Source organism: Desmonostoc muscorum LEGE 12446 (assembly GCF_015207005.2).
Taxonomy (GTDB): Bacteria; Cyanobacteriota; Cyanobacteriia; order Cyanobacteriales; family Nostocaceae; genus Nostoc; species Nostoc muscorum.
In genome coordinates this window covers 5,784,625-5,810,353 of sequence record NZ_JADEXS020000001.1, presented here as the reverse complement: position 1 = coordinate 5,810,353, position 25,729 = coordinate 5,784,625, and the positions used below count along the sequence as shown (strand labels likewise).

General features: G+C 42.6%; 17 protein-coding genes. 5 read left to right on the top strand and 12 right to left on the bottom strand.

The window, feature by feature from the left end:
• Positions 1–174 precede the first annotated feature (174 nt).
• From IQ276_RS24690 to IQ276_RS24670, 5 genes are all read right to left on the bottom strand, one after another.
• Complete coding sequence (locus tag IQ276_RS24690) at positions 175–2,988, bottom strand: HEAT repeat domain-containing protein (protein ID WP_235115935.1); 2,814 nt, start codon at positions 2,986–2,988, stop codon at positions 175–177.
• Between the two features lie 83 nt (positions 2,989–3,071).
• A complete protein-coding gene (locus IQ276_RS24685; RefSeq protein ID WP_235115934.1) occupies positions 3,072–3,419 on the bottom strand; it encodes a hypothetical protein in 348 nt (115 codons plus the stop codon).
• Positions 3,420–3,731: 312 nt separating this feature from the next.
• A complete protein-coding gene (locus IQ276_RS24680) occupies positions 3,732–4,208 on the bottom strand; it encodes a hypothetical protein (RefSeq protein ID WP_193919557.1) in 477 nt (158 codons plus the stop codon).
• Between the two features lie 126 nt (positions 4,209–4,334).
• A complete protein-coding gene (locus IQ276_RS24675) occupies positions 4,335–7,484 on the bottom strand; it encodes an efflux RND transporter permease subunit (protein ID WP_235115933.1) in 3,150 nt (1,049 codons plus the stop codon).
• Positions 7,485–7,632: 148 nt separating this feature from the next.
• Positions 7,633–9,090 carry an efflux RND transporter periplasmic adaptor subunit gene (locus IQ276_RS24670; RefSeq protein WP_193920918.1) on the bottom strand — a complete coding sequence of 486 codons (1,458 nt, stop codon included), beginning with the start codon at positions 9,088–9,090 and terminating at the stop codon, positions 7,633–7,635.
• Positions 9,091–9,826: 736 nt separating this feature from the next.
• Between IQ276_RS24670 and IQ276_RS24665 the strand changes: the two genes are divergently transcribed.
• The 3 genes from IQ276_RS24665 (at position 9,827) to IQ276_RS24655 (ending at position 12,241) form a co-directional block, all read left to right on the top strand.
• On the top strand, positions 9,827–10,708 hold the full coding sequence (locus IQ276_RS24665; RefSeq protein WP_190876152.1) for an Npun_R2479 family HD domain-containing metalloprotein: 882 nt from the start codon (positions 9,827–9,829) through the stop codon (positions 10,706–10,708).
• 162 nt (positions 10,709–10,870) lie between these two features.
• Positions 10,871–11,986 carry an ABC transporter permease gene (locus tag IQ276_RS24660; RefSeq protein ID WP_190876151.1) on the top strand — a complete coding sequence of 372 codons (1,116 nt, stop codon included), beginning with the start codon at positions 10,871–10,873 and terminating at the stop codon, positions 11,984–11,986.
• A gap of 42 nt (positions 11,987–12,028) precedes the next feature.
• Entirely contained in the window at positions 12,029–12,241 is a 213-nt protein-coding gene (locus IQ276_RS24655) for a hypothetical protein (protein ID WP_193920916.1), read from the top strand.
• A gap of 72 nt (positions 12,242–12,313) precedes the next feature.
• Here the strand turns inward: IQ276_RS24655 and IQ276_RS24650 are convergent, their stop codons facing one another.
• Positions 12,314–14,926 (bottom strand): AAA family ATPase, encoded by a 2,613-nt coding sequence (locus IQ276_RS24650; protein WP_235115932.1) that lies wholly within the window; start codon positions 14,924–14,926, stop codon positions 12,314–12,316.
• An 88-nt stretch (positions 14,927–15,014) separates the two neighbouring features.
• Positions 15,015–16,082 (bottom strand): helix-turn-helix domain-containing protein, encoded by a 1,068-nt coding sequence (locus IQ276_RS24645; RefSeq protein ID WP_193920445.1) that lies wholly within the window; start codon positions 16,080–16,082, stop codon positions 15,015–15,017.
• A gap of 190 nt (positions 16,083–16,272) precedes the next feature.
• On the opposite strand from IQ276_RS24645, the gene IQ276_RS24640 reads away from it, so the two are divergent.
• Positions 16,273–16,818: a hypothetical protein gene (locus tag IQ276_RS24640; RefSeq protein ID WP_190876148.1), complete on the top strand. Its 546-nt coding sequence runs from the start codon at positions 16,273–16,275 to the stop codon at positions 16,816–16,818.
• A 179-nt stretch (positions 16,819–16,997) separates the two neighbouring features.
• Here the strand turns inward: IQ276_RS24640 and IQ276_RS24635 are convergent, their stop codons facing one another.
• Positions 16,998–17,942 carry an SGNH/GDSL hydrolase family protein gene (locus IQ276_RS24635; protein ID WP_193920447.1) on the bottom strand — a complete coding sequence of 315 codons (945 nt, stop codon included), beginning with the start codon at positions 17,940–17,942 and terminating at the stop codon, positions 16,998–17,000.
• A 251-nt stretch (positions 17,943–18,193) separates the two neighbouring features.
• Positions 18,194–20,173, bottom strand: coding sequence for a tetratricopeptide repeat protein (locus tag IQ276_RS24630; RefSeq protein WP_193920449.1), 1,980 nt, complete (start codon positions 20,171–20,173; stop codon positions 18,194–18,196).
• 1,072 nt (positions 20,174–21,245) lie between these two features.
• Between IQ276_RS24630 and IQ276_RS24625 the strand changes: the two genes are divergently transcribed.
• Entirely contained in the window at positions 21,246–23,588 is a 2,343-nt protein-coding gene (locus IQ276_RS24625; RefSeq protein WP_235115931.1) for an NACHT domain-containing protein, read from the top strand.
• Between the two features lie 195 nt (positions 23,589–23,783).
• Here IQ276_RS24625 and cruF read toward each other — a convergent pair whose 3' ends face one another.
• The 3 genes from cruF to IQ276_RS24610 form a co-directional block, all read right to left on the bottom strand.
• Complete coding sequence (gene cruF, locus IQ276_RS24620) at positions 23,784–24,686, bottom strand: gamma-carotene 1'-hydroxylase CruF (RefSeq protein WP_193918284.1); 903 nt, start codon at positions 24,684–24,686, stop codon at positions 23,784–23,786.
• A gap of 253 nt (positions 24,687–24,939) precedes the next feature.
• Positions 24,940–25,125: a hypothetical protein gene (locus tag IQ276_RS24615; RefSeq protein ID WP_235115930.1), complete on the bottom strand. Its 186-nt coding sequence runs from the start codon at positions 25,123–25,125 to the stop codon at positions 24,940–24,942.
• 204 nt (positions 25,126–25,329) lie between these two features.
• Entirely contained in the window at positions 25,330–25,593 is a 264-nt protein-coding gene (locus tag IQ276_RS24610; RefSeq protein WP_228043156.1) for a hypothetical protein, read from the bottom strand.
• Positions 25,594–25,729: the final 136 nt, after the last annotated feature.

The following is a 25,729-nucleotide window of genomic DNA, read 5'->3' as shown; positions in this document are numbered from 1 at the left end:
ATCGCACTTACAGCAGTTTGCCAATGGAATTGCCTACGGTACACTACGTCTAGCTACACGCTCTTTGAAGACGCGATAAATCGCGTCTCTACATGAGTTTGTTGCTCATTCTCAACTGTATTGCGATTTAACTCCCTTACTCCACTCTTAAAATTACGAATTACGAATTACGAATTATCTTGTTCTTAACAACTGCACAAAGGTATTACTTACTGTATTGTCTTTGGTGTCGGCGGCGTATTGAATCAACTTTTCCCGCAGTTCTTTGGCTGCATCTAAAGGAAGTAACGTTGCTAGCAAGAAATAAACGCCACGAAAACGGGGATCGCCCATTCTATCAACTAATAGTTCTTCGGCGGCATCAGTTTCGCCGAGAAAGTTTTGCACTAAGAAGAAATCCATGATTTTATCGTGGCGGAAGTACCATTCTTTCTTGGCTTCGCCTTTTTCATCTTGCCACTGACGGCTGACTACCATCTTGTATTTCTCGTCTTCCAAAGACATGGCAACTTGGTGAAATTCATCTGCGGGTAAGGCTTGTTTGTCTTCGAGTCGCATTTCGTAGACGGCGGCTGAGAATTTCTTTAAGGGAAATTCTTGATTCCATTCTTTGAGGTATTCTGCCGCCATCAGGTTGTATTGCTGTTCTTGCAGGCGAAATAAGTTTGGGTGTTTGCCTTGTGATAACATCAGCGCTACCACTGTTAGATCCATTGGGTTGGAAAGAATTCGGCGGACAGCATCTAACTCTTCTTTGGCTTGTTGCTGTTGGAAGACTTCTGTTAAATAGTTGGTGCAGGCTTTGGCGTAATCAGCACCTTGAACTTGGGCATCTTTGGGGAGTCGCGGCTGACGGGATATCAAAAATTCTTGAATTTGTTGTTGTTCAAGGGGTTGCAATTTATATATCTTGGCTGTTGAGGGCGGTGTCCACTCTAGGGGCTGGGTTGTCATGATAATGTTGCCCCGGAAATAGCTTTCGACAAACTGGCAGATTTTGGCGCGGGTTTCGGCGGTGACTTCGTTGAGTCCGTCGATGCAGATGTCAATTGCACCACTGTAAATCAAGTTTTTTAAGAAGACGGCATCTTGGGCTTGGCCGTGTAGTTTGTCTTGGATGGCTTCAATTACGCCTTTATTACACTTTTGGGCGGGGAGATAGACAAGAATTTGCTGGGAGTTTTTCACCAGATGGCGCAAAAACATCGACTTGCCTAAACCAGAATCGCCTTCTAAGACAATTTGCCCTTTGATACTGGGTAAGGCTGCGGTGACTGGGAGGATTTCTTCGGAGGCGGGAATTTTGACTCTGGACTCTGGGAAGTATGATTGGTCATTAAAGTTATCTAAGCCTGCATCGGCTAATAGAGAAGGCTGGAACGGCTCAAACAGTTTGCGGCGCAGGAACGGAACCCAGGCGAGGAGAAAGCCGACATAGCCGATACCAAAAATTCGGCGTACCCAAGGGTTCCAGAAGAAGATGGCTTGGATTTGGGGGAATTTGGGGTAGGCAAAGATGAGGGCTAGCCACAAGGCTGCATGGATGAGGATAGTATTTCTGGCGCGGACAAACCATCGCCACACTTCCAGATTATCTATAACTGACTGCACCGCATTTGCATGGGTGGAGTTGACTTGTTTGAGGTTGTTGTAATGGTTTTGTAGTAAGAGTAGATTATCTAATTTCCAAGTCACGTTTTTGTTAGTGGCAACTTCGGAAATTTGCTTGGCTAAGTCTTCTCTTAATTCTGTGAACCCCTGAGTAAGTTCCCAGGCTTTGAGAAAAACCTCTAGTGTTTTCTTGCCCTCTTCGTGGGTAAGTTTAGGAGGAACTGCTTTTCTCTCAGGTCTGCCTACCCATTTCAGTAGCATTTTTACTTCATTATTGCCACCACTAAGGAAATAAGTCAAAAACCGCCAATATTCAAAGTCTCCGTTTTGTTTAAGGCTTGCCTGGTTTGGTTCATAGGCATAATTCAAAACTACAACAACCTCTTCCAACTTGAGTTGTTTTATATTTTCCAATGCCGATGTTGCACTGCCACGAACATCTGAGTCAACCTTTTCATCCTTGAGGAAGTTAAGGATGTCAGGGATATACTTGGTAGCCGCCTCTCCCAGGTTGCCCAATGCCGATGCCGCACTGCGACGAATATATGAGTCAACCTTTTCATCCTTGAGGAAGTTAAGGATGTCAGGGATATACTTGGTAGCCGCCTCTCCCAGGTTGCCCAATGCCGATGCCGCACTGCCACGAACTCTTGAGTCAACCTTTTCATCCTTGAGGATGTTAACGATGTCAGGGATATACTTGGTAGCCGCCTCTCCCAGGTTGCCCAATGCCGATGCCGCACTGCCACGAACATATGAGTCAATCTTTTCATCCTTGAGGAAGTTAAGGATGTCAGGGATATACTTGGTAGCCGCCTCTCCCAAGTTGCCCAATGCCGATGCCGCAATGCTACGAACAGATGAGTTAACCTTTTCATCCTTGAGGAAGTTAAGGATGTCAGGGATATACTTGGTAGCCGCCTCTCCCAGGTTGCCCAATGCCGATGCCGCACCATAACGAACATATGAGTCAATCTTTTCATCCTTGAGGATGTTAAGGATGTCAGGGATATACTTGGTAGCCGCCTCTCCCAGCTTGCCCAATGCCGATGCCGCACCATAACGAACAGATGAGTCAATCTTTTCATCCTTGAGGATGTTGGCGGCTTTCTGGGCAATTTCCTCCGGTTTTTTAAGCAGAATTTTTAAATCTTGCGGCTTATATTCAGCTAATTTTTTAAAAGCATATCCCTTTACTTGGGGGTAGCTGTCCTCAAGGGCTGCTACTATGCCGTCAATCTGCCACTGTTGCGGTTTGGGTTTGGGGGTTTCTTTGGCGCTTACCCAAGGTAGACAGAGGAGGAAGGAGAAGATAAAGGCTAAAGCATAAAGGATAAAGGGAGAAGGCTTGCTGCTGTGGCGGGGTGTGGTGAGCATAATTGGGGGCAAGGCGGCAGATTAGGCGCGGTTATGGGTAGAATACCAAGCTTGCAATTCCTAATTATGTTCGTGGGCGACTATTAAAGACTCATTAAGGAATCTTTGATATTCATCGCTGAATGTTTGATATTCATCGGCGAATCTTTGATATTCAGCGACGAATGTTTGATATTCATCGCTGAATGTTTGATATTCATTGGCGAATGTTTGATATTCATCGCTGAATGTTTGATATTCATCGACGAATGTTTGATATTCATCGCTGAATGTTTGATATTCATTGGCGAATGTTTGATATTCATCGCTGAATGTTTGATATTCATTGGCGAATGTTTGATATTCATCGCTGAATGTTTGATATTCATCGGCGAATGTTTGATATTCATCGGCGAATGTTTGATATTCATCGACGAATGTTTGATATTCATCGACAAATCTCTGAGGTTAATTCACCGTGAGTTTAAGAAACCTCTCCCTGCCTTGAACTAAAGTTCAAGTCTGTCCCTCTCCGAGTCGGAGAGGGACAGGTTTTGCGTAGTAAAACTAGGGAGAGGTCTTTTGGGCGGACACGATATCACCTATCAAATTCAAGTCATTCACTAAAAAATACACTTTGTTTTGCAAATCATGAGACTCTTGCAGAAGTTGAGAAAACTTCAAAGGGGAAAAGAAAAAGGAATTACATCTCCCTTTAACCTTTCCCCTTTAACTTTTCCGGTGCATCTAGGAATGTTTACAGGCTATGAATCAGATGCAGCTTTAGCAGGTTTACTTTTTATAGCTTTAAAGCGATCGCCTAATTGTTGAGCTATACTTTTTAACCCTGGAGTTTTCTTAGCTGCTGTCTTGACGTAATCATAAACTGTCAAGCTGCTGCCCATTGCTTCGCTACCGACTGCCATTAGCGTATCATCTACTTGTTCTGTCAGTTGTCGCAGTCCAATCAACAGTTCGGTGAGGTTCGCGGCTAGTTGATAATCCCGGACAAACTCATCTAAATCAAAGCTGGCTGGTAAGATTTCTTTGTTAGACTGGGCAGCAATCAGGCTAGTATTGACAAAAGCTAGCCTTTTATCGCCCATCTTAAATAACTTGCGTCGTTCTTCGACACTCAAGGTTACGAGAAAAGGCATCTTTGCTTGGATAGTCGCAAAGGCTGCTTTAATTTCTTGGATATCTGCTGGGGAAAGGGAGGCGGTGATGTTTTGGTATGCCATCGGGTCTTTACCGTGGTGAATTTTTGTTATGATGCCCACGGAGAAGGGCGATCGCACAATAGGTACACGGGCGGAAGCAATACGATTCGGTTAAGAAGACGCGATAAATCGCCGTCTCTACAATAATTATTGGTGCGGTGATTTCTGACCAAAGCCATAGCGCAGTGTATTCATAATCCAAGTTTGGAAGTTGTCAATGTAGCTAAATATGACTGGCACTACCACCAGTGTCAACAGGGTGGAAGTTGTGAAACCGCCCAAAATGGCAATTCCCATTGGTTGACGGACTTCGGAACCGACGCCAATTCCCAATGCTAGGGGCAGAGTACCTGCGATGGTTGCCAGAGAAGTCATCATAATGGGGCGCAGACGTGACACGCCAGCTTCTACTAAGGCTTGACGTTGGCTTTTGCCTTCCTGCATGTTGATAATGGTGTAGTCTACTAACAGAATCGAGTTTTTGGTGACAATTCCTAACAGCAACACCACACCAATTAAGGCATATATTCCCAAGGGTTTCTGGGCAAGCATCAGCGCTACCAATGTGCCCCCTAAACAAAAGGGCAAGGCTGCCATAATCGATAATGGATGGAGAAAGTTGTTATACAGCAGCACGAGAATTGCATAGATACACATTAATGCCAGTCCCAAGGCGCTGCCAAAGCGACCGAAAATATCTTGCATAATTTTGGCGCTACCTGAAGGTTGCTGTGCTACTCCTAGCGGTAAGTTTTGCATTGCAGGTAGTTTGTTGATTGTTTCTACTGCTTCTCCTAAAGAAATACCTTGCAAGTTTGCTTCTACAGCAACTTGACGGGCGCGATCGTAGCGGTTGATGGTAGCAGGACCACTACCAAAGCGAATATCTGCCACTGCTACGAGGGGAACTAATTTACCATTTTGGCTGGGGACTTGGAGATTGGTGATTGTGTTGATGTCGGCTCGTGCTTCTGGGTCGATTTGCACGCGAATGGGGATTTGCCGATCGCTCAAATTAAATTTTGCCAAGTTTGCATCGTTGTCGCCGATGGTACCAAGGGAAGCTGTTCGGGCGATCGCTTGCACTGTTACCCCCAAATCTGCTGCCCGTTGCGGGTTAGGAATTACTAAAATCTCTGGTTTCACCAAACTTGCAGTTGAGGAGACTTCCACCAATCCCGATATGCTTCGCATTTGCTTTTCTAAGGCATCAGCAGCTTGATTTAATGCTTGGGGATTTTCACTTCTGAGGACAATTGATAATGCTTTGCGGCTATCACCCGGTGACTGACTTTGAAAACTAATTCTCGCTCCTGGTATTTGCTCAAATAAAGGGCGTACTTGTTCCTCAAACTGTTTTTGGGAAATATCCCGTTCTTCTTTAGGTTTAAGATTAATGGTCAGAGTTGCAGAATTTATTTCTTCTGTGGCTAGTATGCCTTCAACTACTGAGTTTTGGAGAATGAGGTCAGTGGCTTGTGTCACTACTTTGTTGACATCTGCCAAAGTGCTACCAGGAGCTAGTTCTATACTTACGTTGGAAATTCCGAAGTCACCATCATCAACAAAACCCTTGGGAATCAAAGGAACTAGCATCACACTGGCTAAGAAAAAAGCAAAGGCGATCGCTATTGTTGTCAATCTATGCCGTAACGCCCACTGGAGAAGCGATCTATAAGGTTGAAAGCCAGGACGTTTTACAGTTGTGAGTTCTGAATCTTGAGTTCTGAGTTTCTTGCTACCTGGAAGTGTAAATTTGAAATTAAAGAATTTTACTACTCTCCTACTCCCTACTCCCCACTCCCCACTCCCCTCCTTCTCCTGCAACAAATACGCCCCCATCATCGGCGTAATCATCCGCGCTACAAGGGTTGAGAAAATTGTGGAAACGGCAACGGTAACCCCAAATGGTTGAAAAAATTGCCCTGGAATCCCGCCCATAAAAGCAACGGGCAAAAACACAGCAATAATCGTCGCTGAACTTGCGACTACCGCCAATCCCACTTCGTCAGAAGAATCAAAAGCAGCTTCCCAAGCTGACTTGCCCATAGCCATGTGCCGTTCCATGTTTTCAATTTCCACCACGGCATCATCCACTAAATTACCCACCGCCAGCGCTAATGCCAACAAAGTCATGTTGTTGAGGGTGTAACCAAGGTACTGCTGCACTGCAAAGGTGGGAATCATTGACAAGGGCAAGGCTACAGCAGTAATTAATGTCGCTTTCCAATTACGTAAAAACACTAAAATAACGATGACCGCCAGCACGGAAGCTTGAATTAATTCATCAATGGTGCTTTGGTAGGATTGACGGACAACATCGGCTCTAGTAAAAATTAAATCCACCTTGACATCTGGGGGGAGTGTTTTTTCCAGTTGTTGGATTGCTGTTTTTACTCCTTGTTCCACAGTCACCAGGACACTGCCAGTACTACGCAACACCTGAAAAGCTACTACGGGTTGATTATTTAAATAGGCGGCTTGGCGAATATCCCCAAATTTATCTTCTACGGTTCCCAAGCTGGATAAGGGTACAGAACCACCTGGTGGTAAGAGGATTTCATATGTTTTCAAAATATCCACATTGGCGGCACTTCCAAGGGTGCGAATACTTTGTTCGCTACCACCGACTTCGGCACGGCCGCCAGGTAAGTTAATATTTAAATCGCGGATTTGGTCGTTTACTTGGGTGGCGGTGATACCTAGAGATTGTAAGCGATCGGGGTTGAGGTTAACGCGAATTTCTCGGTCAACTCCACCGATACGCTGAATTTGTGCCACACCAGGAACTCCCAACAAGGCGCGGCTAATGGTTTGGTCTACGAGGTTGCTTAATTCTTCTACAGAACGTCGGTCTGATTTAACGGCGTAGGTAACGATCGGTCCACCGGAAAATTCTAGGCGTTCTACAATTGGGTCATTGATATCTTGGGGTAAGTCTTGGCGAATTTGAGCGATCGCATTGCGGACATCATTAGTAGCGCGATCGCTATCTGTACCCAAAATAAAATTGATTGTCGTCTGAGAACTGCCATCACTGACCTTGGAAATCATATTATCGATATTGCCCAAGCCAGCAACAGCATCTTCAATTTTTTTCGTCACTTGGGATTCTAGTTCCGTCGGCCCTGCACCCGGTTGGGTAACTTTTACCAAAACTGCTGGCACATCAATATTTGGGTTCGTATCAATCCCCAAGGACATGAAGGAAAACCAACCCAATACCGTCAAAATTAAAAATAAAACTATCGTCGGAACAGGTTTTTTGATCGACCAAGCAGAGATATTAAAAGACATTAGGAAATTTTAGATTTTGGATTTTGGATTTTGGATTAGTCATTAGTCATTAGTCATTAGTCATTAGTTATTCCCCGCGTCCCCAGTCCCCAGTCCCCAGTCCCCAGTCCCCAATCCCCAGTCCCCAATCCCCAGTCCCCAATCCCCTTTACTTCGCAATTCGCACCTTATCGCCATCTTTGAGATACGCTGCACCGTCAACTATTACACGTTCACCTAATTGCAAGCCACTCTTGATTTCCACTTTGTCACCATTAACAGGATCTCCTAACTCTACTTTTTGGATGCCCACTGTATCCTCACCCGATAAGGTGAATACAATTACACTGGAATCTGCTTGGGACTGCACTGCTTTTTGCGGTACTACCATGCCTATGGCTGAATTGGTGGTAATTGCAGCACGGGCAAACATTCCTGGTTTGAGTGGAGTTGTTGGTGGCAAGTCAATTTTTACTATAGCCTCACGCCTTTGATCGTTGAGCTGTGGTTGGATTTCCCTGACTCGTCCTTGCGATCGCACGCGGCGATCGACATCTGAGGTAATTTGCACGGATGCACCAATTTTTACCTGTGTGAGTTGTGTTTCAGGCACTTTCGCCTGAAGTTCTAGTTTTTCATCCTGGATAATCGAAAATAGCTTTTGTGTGCCACCAATCACGGTTCCCACTTGGGTTTGCGGTGGCACCCCAGTGACATCACCAACCCTAGCCAGTTTCTCGGCGATGACTCCAGAAACCGGCGCACGCACTACAGTTTGTCCCAACTGAGTTTGGAGTTGTTGCACCTTAGCTGCACTACTCTTGACATCGGCTTTGGCTTTGTTGATGCTGGCTTGGGCATTAGCAATGTTTGACTGGGCACTTCTGACGCTGGCTTGGGCACTACGGACATTTTGTTGACCAAGATTCACAACTTCTATGGCAGTTTTCACAGCGTAGGAACGGGTGTCGAGTTCTTGTTTGCTAATGGTTCCAGAGTCAGCAAGTTGTTGATATCGCTGATAATTCTTGGCTGCTTCCTCTAACCTCGCTCTTGATTGAGCTAAATCTGCTTGTTTTTGCTGGACTATTGCCTGATTTGATGCCAAATCTGCTTGCTTAGATGCCAAATCTGCTTGTCGGGATTTGACATCTGCTTGTTTTGATTCCACATCTGCTTTGGCTTGGCTAATTTGGTTTTGGAGTACGGAATCATCTAATACCGCTAATACTTGACCTTTTTTGACAAAAGCTCCTTCTTTGATATCTTCAGGGATGCTTTTGATTTGTAGGCCGTTTGTCTGGGGTAGTACCGGAATTAAATCACTGGCTGCTACAGTACCTGTTGTTTTCAGGGTACGAACAACACGGGCATTTTGCACTGTGGCGATGGTGACAGTCATCGCTGGGTTAACTTTTTTATCCGCGACTGCGCTTTGTTGACGAGATGGCAGACGACTGGATATAGCCATACCACCAAAGGCGATCGCTATTCCTAAACCAGTACCCAAGAATAATGGCTTCAACCATGCTCTAGTTTGTTTTTGGTCTGGTTTGTTTGGAAAGCTAGCATCTTCAAACGTTACAGGTTCTTCCACCTCAACTTCTGAAACACTCTCATCGCTCACAGTGCCACCTCCACTTTCTGTGTATGCCTACCACTGTTAGTACTTTATTAAAAAAACTTGAAATTTGTTTACTTTATATCAAAATGACCGATTTTTCAGCCAATGTCTTTTGCAAGCTACAGTATATAACATCACAAATTAGTACCTTTTATTAAAAGGAATTACTAAGACAAATTCAACAAAATAGGTAAATTTTGATACAGATTTATATCTTCTCATCTATCCACTCCAGTAGTATAACAAGGCAAATTTGCAAATTCTCCGTTTCCTAGTGTCCTAGTGTATTTGTGTCATTTATAACCTGTGTATTTTAGCTTTATTGAGTATTAGGTCACACCCAAGGTGTATTTAGATCACTGTCAATCAGAAGATAACAATGAAAAATAAATAGATAAAGCTAATGTAGATTTATCTAATTAAAATTAAAAATTTAATGTACTTTGCTATACTAGCTGGTTATTTCCCCACGCAATCCATAATCACTCTGAAGCGTTTGTATTGCTAGAAATCTACAGCTTATTCCGGAATCAAATATAGGTCAAGGTAGCGTCTACACCCATACCTGAGTTAAAAAAGAGCAAACTCCATTGTCCGAAATTACACCAATGGCATTGGGAGTGCTGTTAGAGTCCTGAGTGAGGAGTTAAGAGTTATTCTCTCTGATCTCCCTCATCCCAGAGCCCCCAATCCCTGAATAAAATCAATAACTAATTGGTACATACCAGAGTAAAGAGATATGTTCAATGCCACTGAAATTTTAATTGATGCCTTTGTAAACCAAATTCGAGAAGGCTACCGTCGCACCTATGGCTGCTTTAAAAATGATTATCAGGACATCATCGCCTGGGCTGGTAACATGGCTTTGGAAAACATCGCCAATAGCGATGCGCTTTACCATAATGTTGAACACACCGTCTTAGTTACCCTGGTGGGGCAGGAAATTTTGCGTGGTAAACACATCAGAGAAGGTGGTGTTTCCAGTGAAGATTGGCTGCATTTCATCATCTCCTTAGTCAGCCATGATATTGGCTACGTTAAAGGAGTTTGCCGACAAGACCGAGAAACAGCAGGCTTATATGCCACAGGTAAAAATGGCAGAATGATTTCTTTGGCTCCTGGGGCTTCTGATGCCAGTCTGACGCCGTATCATGTTGATAGAGCAAAGCTGTTTATTGATGAGCGTTTTGGCGGTCACAAGTTAATAGATGCCGATGCGATTAAAAGCAATATTGAATTGACTCGATTTCCGGTGCCTGCGGCAGAGGATCAGCAAGATACAAAGTGCTTTGCAGGATTAGTCCGTGCTGCTGATTTGATTGGGCAATTAAGTGACCCACGTTACTTAAAGAAAATTAATTCTTTATTCTACGAGTTTGAAGAAACTGGTATGAATAAAGTGTTGAGCTATAAAACTCCTGCGGATTTACGTAAGAACTACGCGAAGTTTTACTGGAATGGAGTATATCCCTATATCCAAGAAGGACTGCATTATCTGTCACTGACACAACAGGGAAAACAAATTCTGGCTAATCTCTACTCGAATGTGTTTGTTGTGGAACACGAAAGACAACAAGAAGAACAGCAACGGTATTTAGAGGAGTTAGGAGTTAAGAGTTAGGAGTTATTCAATTTTGGATTTTGGATTTTGGATTTTAGATTGAAGGAAAAATCAAAAATCTAAAATTAAGAGAGTGGGGAGTTAAGAATTATTAATCATGAATTATGAATTAAAATAAGAGCTTCGTAACTCATAACTCCTCACTCATAACTCCTAACTACTATGGATTGGTGGCGACGACTGAAGAAAAATCCTTTGGCACGATTTGGGGCAATATTGCTGTTGATTTTCTACATAGCGGTAATTGCAGCCGATTTTATTGCGCCTTATGACCCCTATGCCTCACAGCCTAATGGTTCATTGCTGCCACCAACTAAGGTATATTGGGCTTCTCAATCAGGGCAGTTTATTGGGCCTCATGTTTATCCCACGACTCAGGGAGAGACGAATTTAGAAACAGGCGATCGCGAAATCATTGTAGACTTCAAAAAACCCTCACCCTTGCGTCTATTTGTCTCTGGCGCAGAATACCGATTGTTGCAGCTAACTTTGCCACTACCCCCCAAGTGGGACGAAGTGACAATTTTTCCGGGTATCCCTTTAAATTGGCATTTATTTGGCACGGCAGGTGCAGCAAAATTTAATGTTTTGGGTACTGATGACCAAGGCCGCGACCAACTCAGTCGCTTGCTGCATGGCGGCCGCATCAGTATGTTTATCGGGATTTTTGGCGTTGCTATTTCCTTTCCTCTCGGTTTGCTGATAGGTGGAATTTCCGGCTACTTCGGAGGTTGGACAGATAGCATCATCATGCGCTTGGCAGAAGTGCTAATGACTTTCCCTAGTATTTATCTTTTGGTCACCTTGGGGGCAGTTTTGCCACCTGGTTTAAGCAGTACCCAGCGGTTTTTGTTGATTGTGGTGATTACTTCGGTTATTGGCTGGGCTGGTTTAGCACGGGTAATTCGCGGACAGGTACTATCAATTAAAGAGCGAGAATTTGTGCAAGCCTCACGGGCAATGGGCGGTAACCCACTTTATATTATTGTCCGCCATGTTTTGCCGCAAACGGCTACCTATGTAATTATCTCTGCTACTCTGGCAGTTCCCAGCTTCATTGGTGCAGAAGCGATACTGAGTCTGATTGGTTTGGGTATTCAACAACCAGACCCTTCTTGGGGCAATATGCTTTCTCTGGCTAGTAATGCTTCAATTATGGTTTTGCAACCTTGGTTAATTTGGCCGCCGGCTGTGTTGATTATCCTGACGGTGTTGGCATTCAACTTACTCGGTGATGGTTTGCGAGATGCACTAGATCCGCGGAGTTTAAGGAGATAAGTTGTCAGAATAGTTTTTGTAGTCGCCGAAATAGCTTTTGCGATGGCAAAAATAGCTTTTGTAGTCGCCAAAATAGCTTTTGTAGTTGCCGAAATAGCTTTTGTAGTCGCCGAAATAGCTTTTGTAGTCGCCAAAATAGCTTTTGTAGTCGCAAAAATAGCTTTTGTAGTCGCCGAAATAGCTTTTGTAGTTGCCGAAATAGCTTTTGTAGTCGCCAAAATAGCTTTTGCGATCTCCGAAATAGTTTTTGCGTAGGCATCGCCAAAACCACTTCTAAAAATCTTTGCAACAAATGAATCGGCTGTAGGGGCACAACATGTTGTGCCCCTACCGTAAAACCCAGCGGCGAAACAGTTCTACCATAATCCGCCATTTTCCCTGAGTTTCCTCAACGACATCATGACGCTTCAGAGTATTCAGCGCTTGCTGTAAATCACCGTCGTTCATACCTGTAAACTGAGCTAAGGCATCCAGACTTAGCCCTTCTGGGTGAGGTGCAAGTACTCGTACAATTGCCTGTTGACCATCAGCACCCCGCGCCGCCTGACCCCAAACTCCATCAAAGTAATAGCGTCCTCGCTGGAAAAACTCAGGGCTATTGATAACTGCTTCCACGTCTTCTACTGTGAAAACTGGATCGCGGCTTCGCCCTTGCTCAAAAACAAAGTCATTGTAGCGGCGCACTAGCTGAAAACCCAGCAGTTGCACTAAATATGGTTGACCATGTGTCAAAGCATAAATTTCATCTAAAGCTTCCGGTATGTAGTCGAGAGGGAAGTCTTCATTACCTGGGTTAGCGAGAATTTGGCGAGTAGCTGCACGTTCTTGAAAGCCTACATGAATAGGAATGACGCTGGCAAAGAAGGGTTGAAAATAATCTGCTGTCATTTCTTCTAAAGTGTGCAAACCAGCAAATGCAAAGGCGATTTTAGAACTCATTTGCACCAAACCACGCAGGAAACCCATAAAATCCATAGGGATTTTTTTCGCTTCAATTAAACCTTCAATTTTCTCAAACTCGTCTAAGGCGATGATTAACCCACCTTCTAGCTTGGCTTCCACCTGTTTTAAATAACGTTCAAAAGTCCGGTAGGGAAGATTAAGCAAATCAGCGTCAGCTGGTGGTGGAAGTTTTATAGCTTGAGAAATTTCATCACAAATTGCCATCAACACCTCACCCACACCTTGAGGGGTATCTCCCAAACGTAGCAAGTTGACATATGCTAGCTGTATTTGTGAGCCTAAACAGTTAGCAGCGTTAAGCAGAATGGAAGTTTTGCCCATGCGCCTGTGACCGTAGAGAACTACAGACTGGAGTTGCTTACCTATTACCCAGAGTTCTTCTAATTGTCTGATGATATCTTCTCGCCCAATAAACAGATGACCTTGAACGGGGTCGCCTACAATATAAGGATTAACCACAGGCTTGGTGATGGAAATTTCTCCGACTTCACCAGCGATTTGTAAAAGGCTTTCTTTCCAAGTTTGAGCGATATCTATAATTAACCCTCGCTCTGCTTGCGGTAGTCTGTCAGGTTGATTTAGGATCTTTGTCAGTTCGCCTAATGCTCGATTGAGAGCTAAAGACCTGGCTGAACGTGAGACGTTGCGTTCAATAAACTGAACATCTTCAACAACTCGACGCAGATTAGCAAGCACTTTCCAGGTATCTGGACGTAAAAGCTGCTCCTGTGGAAAAGGAGGAACTTGGATAGCAGCAATAGAGGCTGGTTTTTTAGTTTCATCCCCCTGAAACAGCGCTAAAGTTTGGGCAAGGGTAAACATTTCCTCGCCATAGGGAAGAGAACGCACTACATCAAAAGCCTCTATTGCCCTAGCTGGCTCTTTTTCATGCAGATGCCAAAAGCCAGCCGCAGCAGCAGCGGTAGGAGTATCTAAACGACTGAATACTGAAACTGAATATACTAATTTCCAATCAAAGGGATTTTCTGCTAGCCGAGATATATACCAAATAATTTCCTCTGAAGGAATTTTGGCAATTACTCTATTAACTGCTTGCACAACAGGAATGAATTGTAGGGTATATGCAAGCAGTTCGTTAGTATTATGTAAACCTGTTTCCCAATCATTTTGCAACCAATTTTGCAAGTGCCAACCGAGATTAGGAAGGGGAAGCGGAGTGATGTGGGGGAGTAGCCAGCTACCGTTTCGGATGATTCGCAAGTTTAAAGGTGAGCCAAGAAGCCAGGTTTCTGGACGCACTACTGCCACACCTAACGCTACGCCGAACGCCACTATAAACGCCACGCCATCTCCTAGGCCTAACGCCACGCCTAACACCCCACCGAATGCCACGCCTAACACCCCACCGAATGCCACGCCTAACACCACACCGAATGCCACGCCTTCTGGCACGTCTAATTGCAGACCCCCCGCCGTGCCTCCCGCTACGGACACCGGAACGCCTCCCACCACGCCCAACGCTATGCCGAACGCCACGCCGAACGCCACGCCTTCCACCACGCCTCCCACCACGCCTCCCACCACGCCGAACGCCAGGCCTCCCACCACGCCCAACGCCACGCCGAACGCCACACCGAACGCCACGCCTACCGCCACGCCGAACGCCACACCGAACGCCACACCGAACGCCATGCCTCCCACCACGCCGAACCAGTCAACGGGAACATTTACAGTTTGAAAAATTAGACTTACGGTGACGGGTGTAACTAATATTAAAACTAATCCTTGGAAAAATAATTGACGTTGGATAGCATTTTGAAGCAATAACTCCCATCTTTCTCGCCAATTCATTTCCCCTTCAGAAATATACCCACCCTCGAATGTATCTACATACCACCGCAAAGCTTGGGGAAAGAAAAACACCCAGTACAAAAGACGCAAATAATCGAAGGGATTCCACACAGACAGGAGACGCTTTAAATTGGGTGCTAAGTCTAGCCGGGGTACAGGAATCATTATTTAGCCTCCATCATCACCCGTGAAGAATTTAACCCCCCAGCCCCTACTAGGGCAGGGGTTGGGAGAGAGGTAAAAGCGGTATTATTCATTGCAAACTTTCCACATACCGCGAATAAGTTTGATAACAAAATTGCATCAGTTTGCGAGGATGTCCGCCACTTTCTTGGATGAGTTGAACGATTTCCTCTTCAGTAAAATTCACAGTAGTTCTAGCTAAACGGCTGCTAATAAAAGTACGTATAGTGTCTTTATCCCAAGGATGAATTTGTTCCTCTTGGCAAATACCTGCCAACGGAGAAGTATTCCCTTGATCCTGACTATCCTTAAAAAGGTTATTCAGGGGTTCGGTGGCAGCTAAAATCAGCTTCAATGGAGCATTATTTCCTTCAGCTAAACCGCGCAAATAATCCCTTATGTTTCGAGTAAAACCTTCCCCTGTTAGTTTTCCTACATTGTCTATAGCCAGTAGTATTTTACAACTTCGTAAATTGCGGGTTAACTGATAGCCCTGACATTCGTCTATACCAATTTCATGGCACAAATTACTATAAAATTGGGTTTCATTATGAAGTAAATTCAGATCTAAGAAAACTGGCTGGCGTTGAACGTTGAGACGATTTTCTGCTTCTTGGTAAATCATCCATAACAGCGAGGATTTTCCGATTCCCTCTTCCCCAATTAAAACTATACTACTACCGCTATTCAGTACCTCAAATACTCGTCGTATTTCGCGCTCTCGGTCGAAGAATAGATAATTTTCTTCTACTCTGCCATTCAAGGGAATGAAAGGATTATGATTTTGCTGGGATAGATGATATGAATGTAATTCATGTCTTGGTGATGGATTCGTTGGTTCTAAAATTGGTACTTGGGAAGGTAAAGCTTGTTCTGAATACTGTTGATATACTGCTATTATTGGATTTCTAAAATTTCTTTTTTTAACTTGTATTTCTAAAATTACTCCAATCTTTTTACATAAATTTGCACCCACATCTCTCACATGTTCTGCACTATAAGAACCATCATTAACAATCTCTTTATACGCCTTCCTTTCCCACATTCCTAAAAAGAGCTTTTGTTCCAACTCATTTAAGACTTGCTTATCATTTGCAAGTAGCTTATTAATGAATGCTAATGCTTCTTGTGAGTCCATTAAGTGTAATTGAATTGGCAGAGTAAAGTTAAAATCAGTCAGTAGTGTAATACTTTACCTTACAAACCTACATTTGCCTACTTTCCCTTACAAGAATTTAATCACTCAAACTCCCTACTAGCGCTTACTTGTAAAGCTTGTGTCTCAAGTGATGATGGTGTTATACGAAAAAAGTTGAGGAGTTTGAAAAATGGTAACTTTTAGACAACGGGTTGTACTTGCTCTCATTGCTGCTACCGGCGTCATAGTAGCTGCCGGAGTGTCTGCGACGATGGGGGGTGACAACAAGCCTTCTTCAGAACTAAAGCCCTCAGTCACCGCCACTTCTACAACATGTGACAAAGTTCTTGGCGATAAAGTCTGTGTCGCTGATCTGACTGTGCAGGTTAATAGCAACGAACTTCAGCAAGTGAAAAATCACGATCGCCTATTTCTCAAATCTGGAGATACTCTAAGATTATCAAACGTCAATTATTGCATACCATCTCAAGCTCAACTCAATAAAGTAGAAGTAAAAGGATATCTATTTAAAAATGGAGTTGAGAGTTATAAAAATGGTCTTTTGACTCCTAGTACCTTCCCAATTAATGCTGGTTGTCATCATATTGGTAACTTCCAACAAACTTGGAAGCTTGAACCAGGACAGCACCGAGTTAGCATACCCATTATCAAATATGTTGGTAGCAATAGAATTATTGACGGTAGTTTCTACTTTGACTTGGATGCTGGAGAGTAATTTGAGTTGCTTGTTTGAAACCAAAAAGCAACACGCAGTGGGTTAGCACAACTGTGCCACCCCACTACATTGGTGAGGTATAGATAATTGTAGGGGCACAACATGTTGTGCCCCTACCCGTGTACTTCTATAACCTGGCGATCGCTTGAGCTAGTAATAGTGAAAAATGTTGCGATCGCTCAATATGTGCGTTGACGCTTCTTCAGCACTCCTACTGTACCTAAAGCACCCAGTGCCAACATCCCTAAAGCTGGGGAAGATTCTGGAACTGCTACTAATGCAGCTCCTGCTAAAATGCTGTGAGTGTATGTTGTGGGATGCAGCTGATCCCAGAATAAATATTCATTGGGGTTGGGACAGGTAGTGAAACTCGTTGGGCTGGTTATTGTCAAGCAAGCATCGGTGACATTTGTATAACCGAATTCTCCCGGAGATGCGATCGCTCTATTAAATAAGGAATTAGCATCAAAAAGGGTGACATGAATATCTGGTTGCTGGTTCAAAGTATTAATACCAGCGGCCAAGCCGGAGTTATGGGCATTAGTCAAAGCAGCTAGTCCAGCAGAAACCGTTGGATCGTTATTCGTGCCAGGAGCAGCACCTAAACTAGGTAAATTCGCTAGAAGAAAATTTGTAGCACCAACACTAGCAAGTGATTTAATCGCATTTATTAAGTTATTGACTGGCTCAACAGGGTTTGTCAGCCCACCACCAAGGTAATCATTTGCACCAGCCCAGATTACATATAGCGCTTTGCTGTCAGCTTGAGGATTAGTTGTGGTAAAGCCTTGTATCTGCTGAGCTAATCCAGGTAAGTTTCCATTAACCGTGTTCAGGGTACCTGTGGTAGCACCACCAAAGGCAAGGTTAGTTTGTGTTATTCCCAAAGCAGAAGATAAACCTTCTACCCAAATTGGCCCATTGGAAAAGTGTCCGTCAAAATAGGGTGGACTGGGAGGAAATTCAACTCCTGTACCCGTTTTGATGAAATTGTAAGTATTGCCAGTATCAACCAGGCTGTCACCAAATGCGTAAATTTGACTAAAATTTGCTGCCGATGCTTTTAGTGGCAACACAAAAAAAGAGGATAATACAAATCCTGCGGCTAAAACTTGTTTTTTCATGCTGATTATCAGTTAGTCTTTTTTGCTAAATAGTTTAGACATCTTGCAAAATTATTTGATGGTATGTAGAGCTGTCGGTTGGCTCATTTTGAGGGATGAAAGGGAATTAAGTCGGTCAGCACGAAAAAACCAAATTCATCTAAGGATAAATAGGGATAATACATCTAGCGGGGCGCTCATCTCTGGGTATTTCTGACTAATCAGTATTTATTTTCCCCCTAAAGCTTCGATTTAATTGTGAATTTTGTGATTTATTTTGGACAAGTTTCTTTAACTTGTTCTGAAGGTTGGTAATTGGGTTTGAGTTTGAGAGCTTTATCGAAAGCGGCGATCGCTTTTTCGGGTTGCTGGAATTTACACAGGCTCAACCCCAAATAATACCATACTTCAGCTTTTTGAGTATCACTTAGCTGCTGATGATCTAGAAGAAAATAAAATTGCGCGATCGCTTGATCGTCTCTTTTTAGAGCTTGTAGCGCCATCCCTTTACCCCGTAAAGCCACAAAGTATTTGGGACTGTATTTTAATGCCTGTTCATAGGCTTTTAGAGAGCCTTCGTATTCTTGTTTTTGGAATAAGACCTTACCTTGATAGCTAAAAGCAACAGCTAACTCTTTGGCATTTGCATCTTTTTCCGAAATTTGTTTTAACAGTTCAATTGCTTGATTAATAGTAGTAAGGGCTGCATCTGGTTGCTTGAGTGCTAGTAGTGCCTCAGTTTTATTAATCCAGAATACAGGATCTTTGGAGTTGAGTCTAATCGCTTGATCGAAAGCCCAGATCGCCTCATTATATTGTTTGAGGTTATATAGCGCTTCACCTTTGCAATTCCAGGCATAAACAGCTTCTGGATGAATGATTGTTGCTGTAGTGCATGATTCTAGCATTTTGTTGTAGTTTTTGAGTCCAGCTAGTGCATAGCCTCGGTTAGTCCAAGATTGGTAGTAGTTGCTATCAAATTTTAAAAGGTTGTTATATTTGGCGATCGCTTCTTGATACTCTCCTTGCTGCAATAACACATTACCTTGTTTAAAAATCATTTCTACTTGTAACCATCTAAATATACTGAAACTTAAAAAAATCACGCCAGAACCACAGACCATTAAACCAGCTATTGCTAGCAACACAAAGAATCGTTTATATGGTCTAGATTCAGGCGCAGTAATGGTATTACTGACATTCAAATTGATAGTTGTTTTTGCCGATGAGGCAGCAAGTATTTTCTCGAACTCCTGGTTTACCCAATTGCAATTAAAAACTGCTTGGTAAATGCGGTTCCCAACTTTTAGCTTGTCTTGTTGTTGGATTACCAATCCTATACGCAACAGTTCTGCCTGTTCTGGACTGTTGTTGGTTGGTAATTCGCCCTCTTGCCAAATTTGCCGATACAGTTCCAACAGAGATAACGGATCGCATTGCACATTGTTGATTGTACTTTCATGTATCCGTTGCAAATGCTCAGCGGTGACTTGAGTTTGCCAATTGTTAATTAAGTTATTTTGTACTATTTGTTGCACTGTTGCTGCTTCTGCACCTGCGGCAATATAATCTGGCGATTGTGCAACCAATTGAAAAATCTTTTCAGCAAGAGACGGTTGCCCATTTGTCCAGAATTGTACTTCTGCGAGCAAAGCTTCCGGACAACTAGCTTTTTCATCTAATTTGAATAATTCTATAGTATTAGGGGTAAACAGTGTTAGACTCGCTGATTCTTGCTCTAGGGAATTGAAAGCAAAAACTGAATGCTTAATGGGGTTCGAGATTTTCAAATTGTTCTGCTGTGGCACTATCATTTTCAAATGCAATTGTTCTATCTGTGCTGAACTTTGATTATTTGAAACTTCTTCCTCCTGTTGGAGTTGCGATTCTAAAGCCAAATGCTCCAGAAAAAACTTAATTGTAGTAGGTTTCAACCAACCCTTAAGTACTGCTAATTCCCCAAAGCGAAGTTTTTTCTGCGGTTGTTCAGCAAGGATAGTTCTGATTTGCTGTTCATTTAATAGTCCAGCTTTTTTTAAATATTTGCCCAAGGGCTGTTTTGGTTTTTGCTCCAGTAACACTGGCCAATCCTGAGAAAAAAAATCAGCCGTTTCTTGTTTAAGCCATCCGTGCAGCACTAGAATTTCACTAAGCTTCAACCCAGCAACTTTGGTCTGCTCTTTGAGAGCAATCTCTATCTGCTCAGATGAAATCAGGTCAGCCTGTTGTAAAATTTTAGCAAGTGGCTTCATAATCAAAGGAAATATATTAAGTTATGAAGATAGCAAAACAGATTATTTTTTCTTTGAGTTATCAAAGGTTAATTTTATCATTCATGTAACAATTTTGACTATTATATCTTAATGAATTAATGTTAAGTAAGTCCGCTCAATTAGGGTCTGGCGGTTGCTTGAGCGGTGTCTGATGGTTCCAAACCTCTGTTGCTTTCGCTGAGCTAACCCCAGAGACTTTCTGCTTTGTCCTTTGTTATTTATCAGCGTTTTAAGTGTAGTTTTGTTTATTTTCACCGACTTGGTTACATTGACTATAGCAATCCTATTTGATTCGTGAGAATTTTCCTGTTGACCAGAAAGAAAAAGGTACAAGCCCCTAAATTTATTTATCAAAAAAAATAAAAATATTTTTTCCGAGACGCGCAGCGCAAGGAAAAATACGTCCTTATTAAATCCCCTAAATTTATTTATGGGGATTTCTTCTGCCTCCTGCCTTCAGGATAGCTGCCTTCTTAATATTTTTCCTTATATACGTAGACTCGCAGTACGGACAATGCACAGTAGTAAACCCTAATTCATCCCTTTATTATGCAACGCCTTAAGGCTATGAGTTGAACTTAATTAGCTTATCAAGTTTGGTTTCATTTCTCTTGCTAGTTTCTAACAATATTAGGTTAACTTTATACATAACCGTAAAGGAGTGGTACAATAATAGCGACTAAGCTGTTACGTGTACTAACTTGCATTATCAGGGCGGGCAAGATGCCCACCCCACAACCATGTTCAAAAAATATTAGTGCAAATTAAAGGCGCAACAGCTTATTTAATCTTACATAAAGTTTAGATTGCCGCAGCACTAGAGTTACTAAATATACCACAATTTCCTAATACACAAAATAAAAAGTTAAAAATAATACTTAAACAAATCATGTTTAACTGAGAACAATGCAATGAGAAGATATTAGCGGAAGATGCTTTAAATAAATCATTAGCATTTAAAAATAACTCAAATAGTTTCTAAGTAGTTCCAAAACTGTATGTTGCAATAATGTCAACTTGAAGAATTCTTATCTGATGTGTGTAAGCTCCTATGGTCAAGCGATCGCTCGAAGCATCAGTTACCGGGATTGAACAAGCCAAAAAAGCGTTCGCTCAGAAAGGGTGGACACAAGACAATTTGGCTTTTGAAGTCAACTTAAAGACTCGCCAACCAATTTGGCGGTTTTTTACTGGGCGTCCCGTTGAGCGTTATATCTTTATAGAAATTTGTTCTGTGTTGTCGTTGAATTGGCGCGAGATTGCGGCTAATCCTCCAGAAGAATTCCCTGAATCAAAAGAACTTAGTGCTGCTGAATTTTTAGATATTGATGCTCTAGTACAACAAGTGCGATCGCAACGCTTTGACAAAATTCAAGACCAGTGCGGCACTTTGCAGTTATTAGATGTTAGTCGCCCCGTTAGAATCGACGACATTTACATAGATGTCAACATTTTGGAGGAGATTGCAAGCTCTCAGTGGTTAGAGTTTGCTGACTTGCAAAAGTTTACATCAAAAGAATTTGATCGCTTTGGTTTAGGTGAAGTATCCCAAATAGAAATCGCGGGGATCACGGCAGTTCAAACTTATTCAAAACTGCGGGTGTTGGGTAAACTGGGAGCAGGTAAAACCACTTTTTTACAACATCTGGCGATTCAATGCAACCGAGGGAGATTTGCTGCAAATCGGGTTCCTATTTTTGTCACCTTGAGAGATTTTGCCGACGAAACGAGAGTTGCAGGAGAGTTCAATTTACTCAACTATATTTGCAAAGAATTCCTTACCTGTGAAATTTCAGATCCATCTGTGGTGGAAACTTTGTTGTTGGAGGGCAGAGTGTTGCTGTTGCTGGATGGATTAGATGAAGTGCTTCATCAAGAAAAAAAGGGTGTCGCCAATGAGATTCGCAGATTCTCTGAAAAGTATCAAAAGAATATATTTGTCGTCACCTGCCGCACGGCGGCTAAAGCTTTCAACCTTAGACGCTTTACAGATGTTGAAATTGCCCCATTTAGTCAAGACCAAATTGTTGCTTTTGCTCAGAAGTGGTTTACAGCACTTACAAAAACGAACATCAAGAATAAACAAGAACACGCAATTGAGTTTATTAAGAAACTAGATTTACCTGAAAACTTACAATTTCAAAGACTTGCTGTCACTCCCTTGTTTTTGCATCTCGCCTGCTGCGTTTTTCATCACCAGAACAAATTCCCAATTCAAAAAGCTGTGTTTTATAAGCAATGTTTAGACCTCCTGCTGGGCAAATGGGACGAAACTAAAGCAATTGAGCGGGATCAAGTGTACAAAGGTTTTTTATTACCACAAAAGCTGAAGTTGCTGAGTCAGGTTGCTAGCGCGACATTTGAACAGGGTAATTACTTTTTTGAACAACGCATTGTTGAACAATACATTAGCGATTATATCTGTGATTTACCGAATGCTTCGACGGAACCAGAGGAATTGCAATTAGATAGTGAAGGGGTACTTCAGGCGATAGAGTTACAACATGGATTACTAGCAGAACGAGTGCGGGGGATTTTCTCCTTCTCTTATTTGACGTTTCAAGAATACCTGACTGCTCGAAAAATCGTTGCCAGTTATAATTTACAAACATTAGAACAACCGTTAGAACATCTGGTGAGTCATATTACTGAACCCAGGTGGCGTGAAATCTTTTTGTTAACGGTTGCCATGCTGCGGAGTGCAGATTTCCTCGTACTGTTGATGAAGCAGGAAGTTGATGCACTAGTGGCTGAAGATCCATATTTGCAAAAATTTTTGACTTGGGTAAATCACAAGTCCCTTACTGCTCCCCCCCAGCCTACTACTGCAATTCGCGCGTTTTACCTTGCTCTGGCTCGAACTCCTCACCTGATCTCGCACTTTGCTCTTGTCTGCATCCTTGATCAAGATATTTTTTTGGATGCGGCATTAGATAATCTAGTAATGGAATGCAAATCTAATTTTGCCGATGTCCATGCCTGCGATGAGGCTTTGAGTTATACTTTAGCGATCGCTCAAGATGCTGGCTTACATCAAGCTTTACAACAACTTAAAGACCTACTGCCCGATCCAGAACAAAGTAGAGAAAAGTTTCAAACATGGTGGCAAACAAGTTATCCTGCTTGGATGGAACAGTTAAAAAGTGCGATCGCCAAGCATCGAAACATTGAGCATCACTGGCACTTCAGCCCACAGCAACAGCAAGTATTGCAACAATATTACGATGCCAATCAGTTGCTTCTCGATTGCCTTAATAGCAACTGTGAGATCACAGACGTTGTGCCGCAGGAGATTGAAGCCGGTTTATTGCCGATAAAAGAACTCTCCAAGCGAGAATGGCAGGGGAGTGGGGGAGTGGGGGAGTGGGGGAGTGAGGGAGATGAGGGAGATTAGGGAGATGAGGGAGATGAGGGAGATGAGGGGACAAGGGGACAAGGAGATAAAAGAATTCGTAACTCTTAACTCCTAATTCCTAACTCCTAACTCATAACTCATAACTCCTAACTCATAACTCCTAACTCCTAACTCCTAACTCCTAACTCTTAACTCCTAACTCATAACTCATAACTCATAACTCCTAACGCCCTTTCATTTCGCTGTAACTTTGAGCCTAGCTACAGAGATTTCTGGTGCTTCTATGAGAACTTGGACAGGTGTAGGTGAGCCTTTCAACCACAGCAACACTGCGGGAGTTACACCCAGCAACAAGCCTAGCAATACGGGTACAAAGAATCCAGCTGTTAAGCTCATGACTGTAGCGAAACCAAAGTTACTTAAATAAACTGCTAAAGGTATATTAAGCTGCGATCGCTCCCAGTTAATTGGATTATTTCTCCACAACAGTGCAGTCACAGCCATAAATACTGAGCTAGTACCCAGCCACCCCGCAAAGTTTTGGTAAGGCATTCCAAAGAAGGGGCCTGGTTGTTGCCAATACCAAAAGGGTAGAGAAGTTTGACTCATTGCTGGATCGAGAACAAAATCCCAGGAGGTTAGTAATAAAGCACCCAAAGCGATCGCACTTATATGACGCCACAAGTTGGGTTTTTTGTCCACTTCTAAACCTGCGCGTGCCAGCAGGTAAGAAACCAATCCCAAATAAAACCACGACAAGGGAATTGTAAATGGGACTAAACCCGCAATCTTATAACCTAAACCGCTTAGGTAACTATAATGACCAAATGGAAAACCAGTACTGGTTCCTAGTAATTCACTTCCTAGAGAAATAAATACTGATGGCAACAGAAATGCCAAGGCGCGACCTAAACCTAAAATCCGCGTGGCATACAAGAAAACACCTATCGCACCTAAAATCATATAAACTACACCGCCTCCTGCCATACTCCATTGGATGGCAGTTTGTGCAACCTCGGATAAGTTAAAAATTACTTGGGCATTAGGTATAACCAGTAGTATTCCTACCAATCCAAATACTGTTGACACGATATGACCAATGAGGCTTACACGTTCAGCAATAACAAGTTGTCTCATGATAATTCCTTTTTACTCGCTGCTAATGAAGTGCTATGCATCCTAGCCATTGGTTAAAAATCTCCTAGCATTTATTAGGAACTGGTACTTGATTTATAATCAGCTAAAATGAGCATTAATGATATTGAAGTCTTTCTCTAATTGTTTGTCAAAATTGGATTTTTGGATAACTACATCTCAAGAGTAACTATAAGTTTTGAAGTCTTTGATTTGTTTGACTAAATCAGAGTTGTCTTGCTGCATGAAGCTTCCCCTACTGTTCTGCTAGTACTCTGATTTCATAAAGTTCTCGCTGAATGAAATCGAATGTAAACATCAAGTGCTTACCACTACTGTTTACAAAGAAAAATCTCCGATTACGAGATTGATGGCTAAATTTGATTTGTTCCCCTCGGCAAGAGTAGATTTTACCCCGAATTAAATCGGTAGATTTAAACATTTTCCACCTCTTCATCCTCCTTATCAAAAACTTACTTACAGCAGAATTCAGAAGTCATACCATTTCACAAAAATAATGAAACAGATACAAACCCTGAAACTCAGACTACGTAATATTTCCTTAATTACGAATTACGAATTACGAATTACGAATTGGTATCAGAATTAGCTACGCCCCACTGCGCTAACAGAAGCAAAACAGCCTTTACGCAGGGGTTTGAGACTTAGATTGTTTACAACACCCAGCTTGAAATTCGCTGTATGTCGTAAGTAAATCTGTCTCAGTGAGGAGTATCATCGTTTCTGCACCAACTCTGCCAAAGTCAGGCTCTAGCCCTAATGCCATCTCAATGACATACATCCATCTGCCATATTCAGGTGTGTAGCTGCGTACAATCCCTTCTCCACCAACAAAGCTCACCCATTGTGCATTGCGAAACTTAGGCCTCCTCATGAAGGTTGCAGTCATGCGTAAGACTCCTCTAATTAATAGTTGATACCTTCTGTTTTATTAAAAAAAATCAAATATACTATGTATCTTTTTAAGTAAAAATGTAATATATAACCTGTACCTTTAGAATGTTTTAGGTGCAGATTATACATTT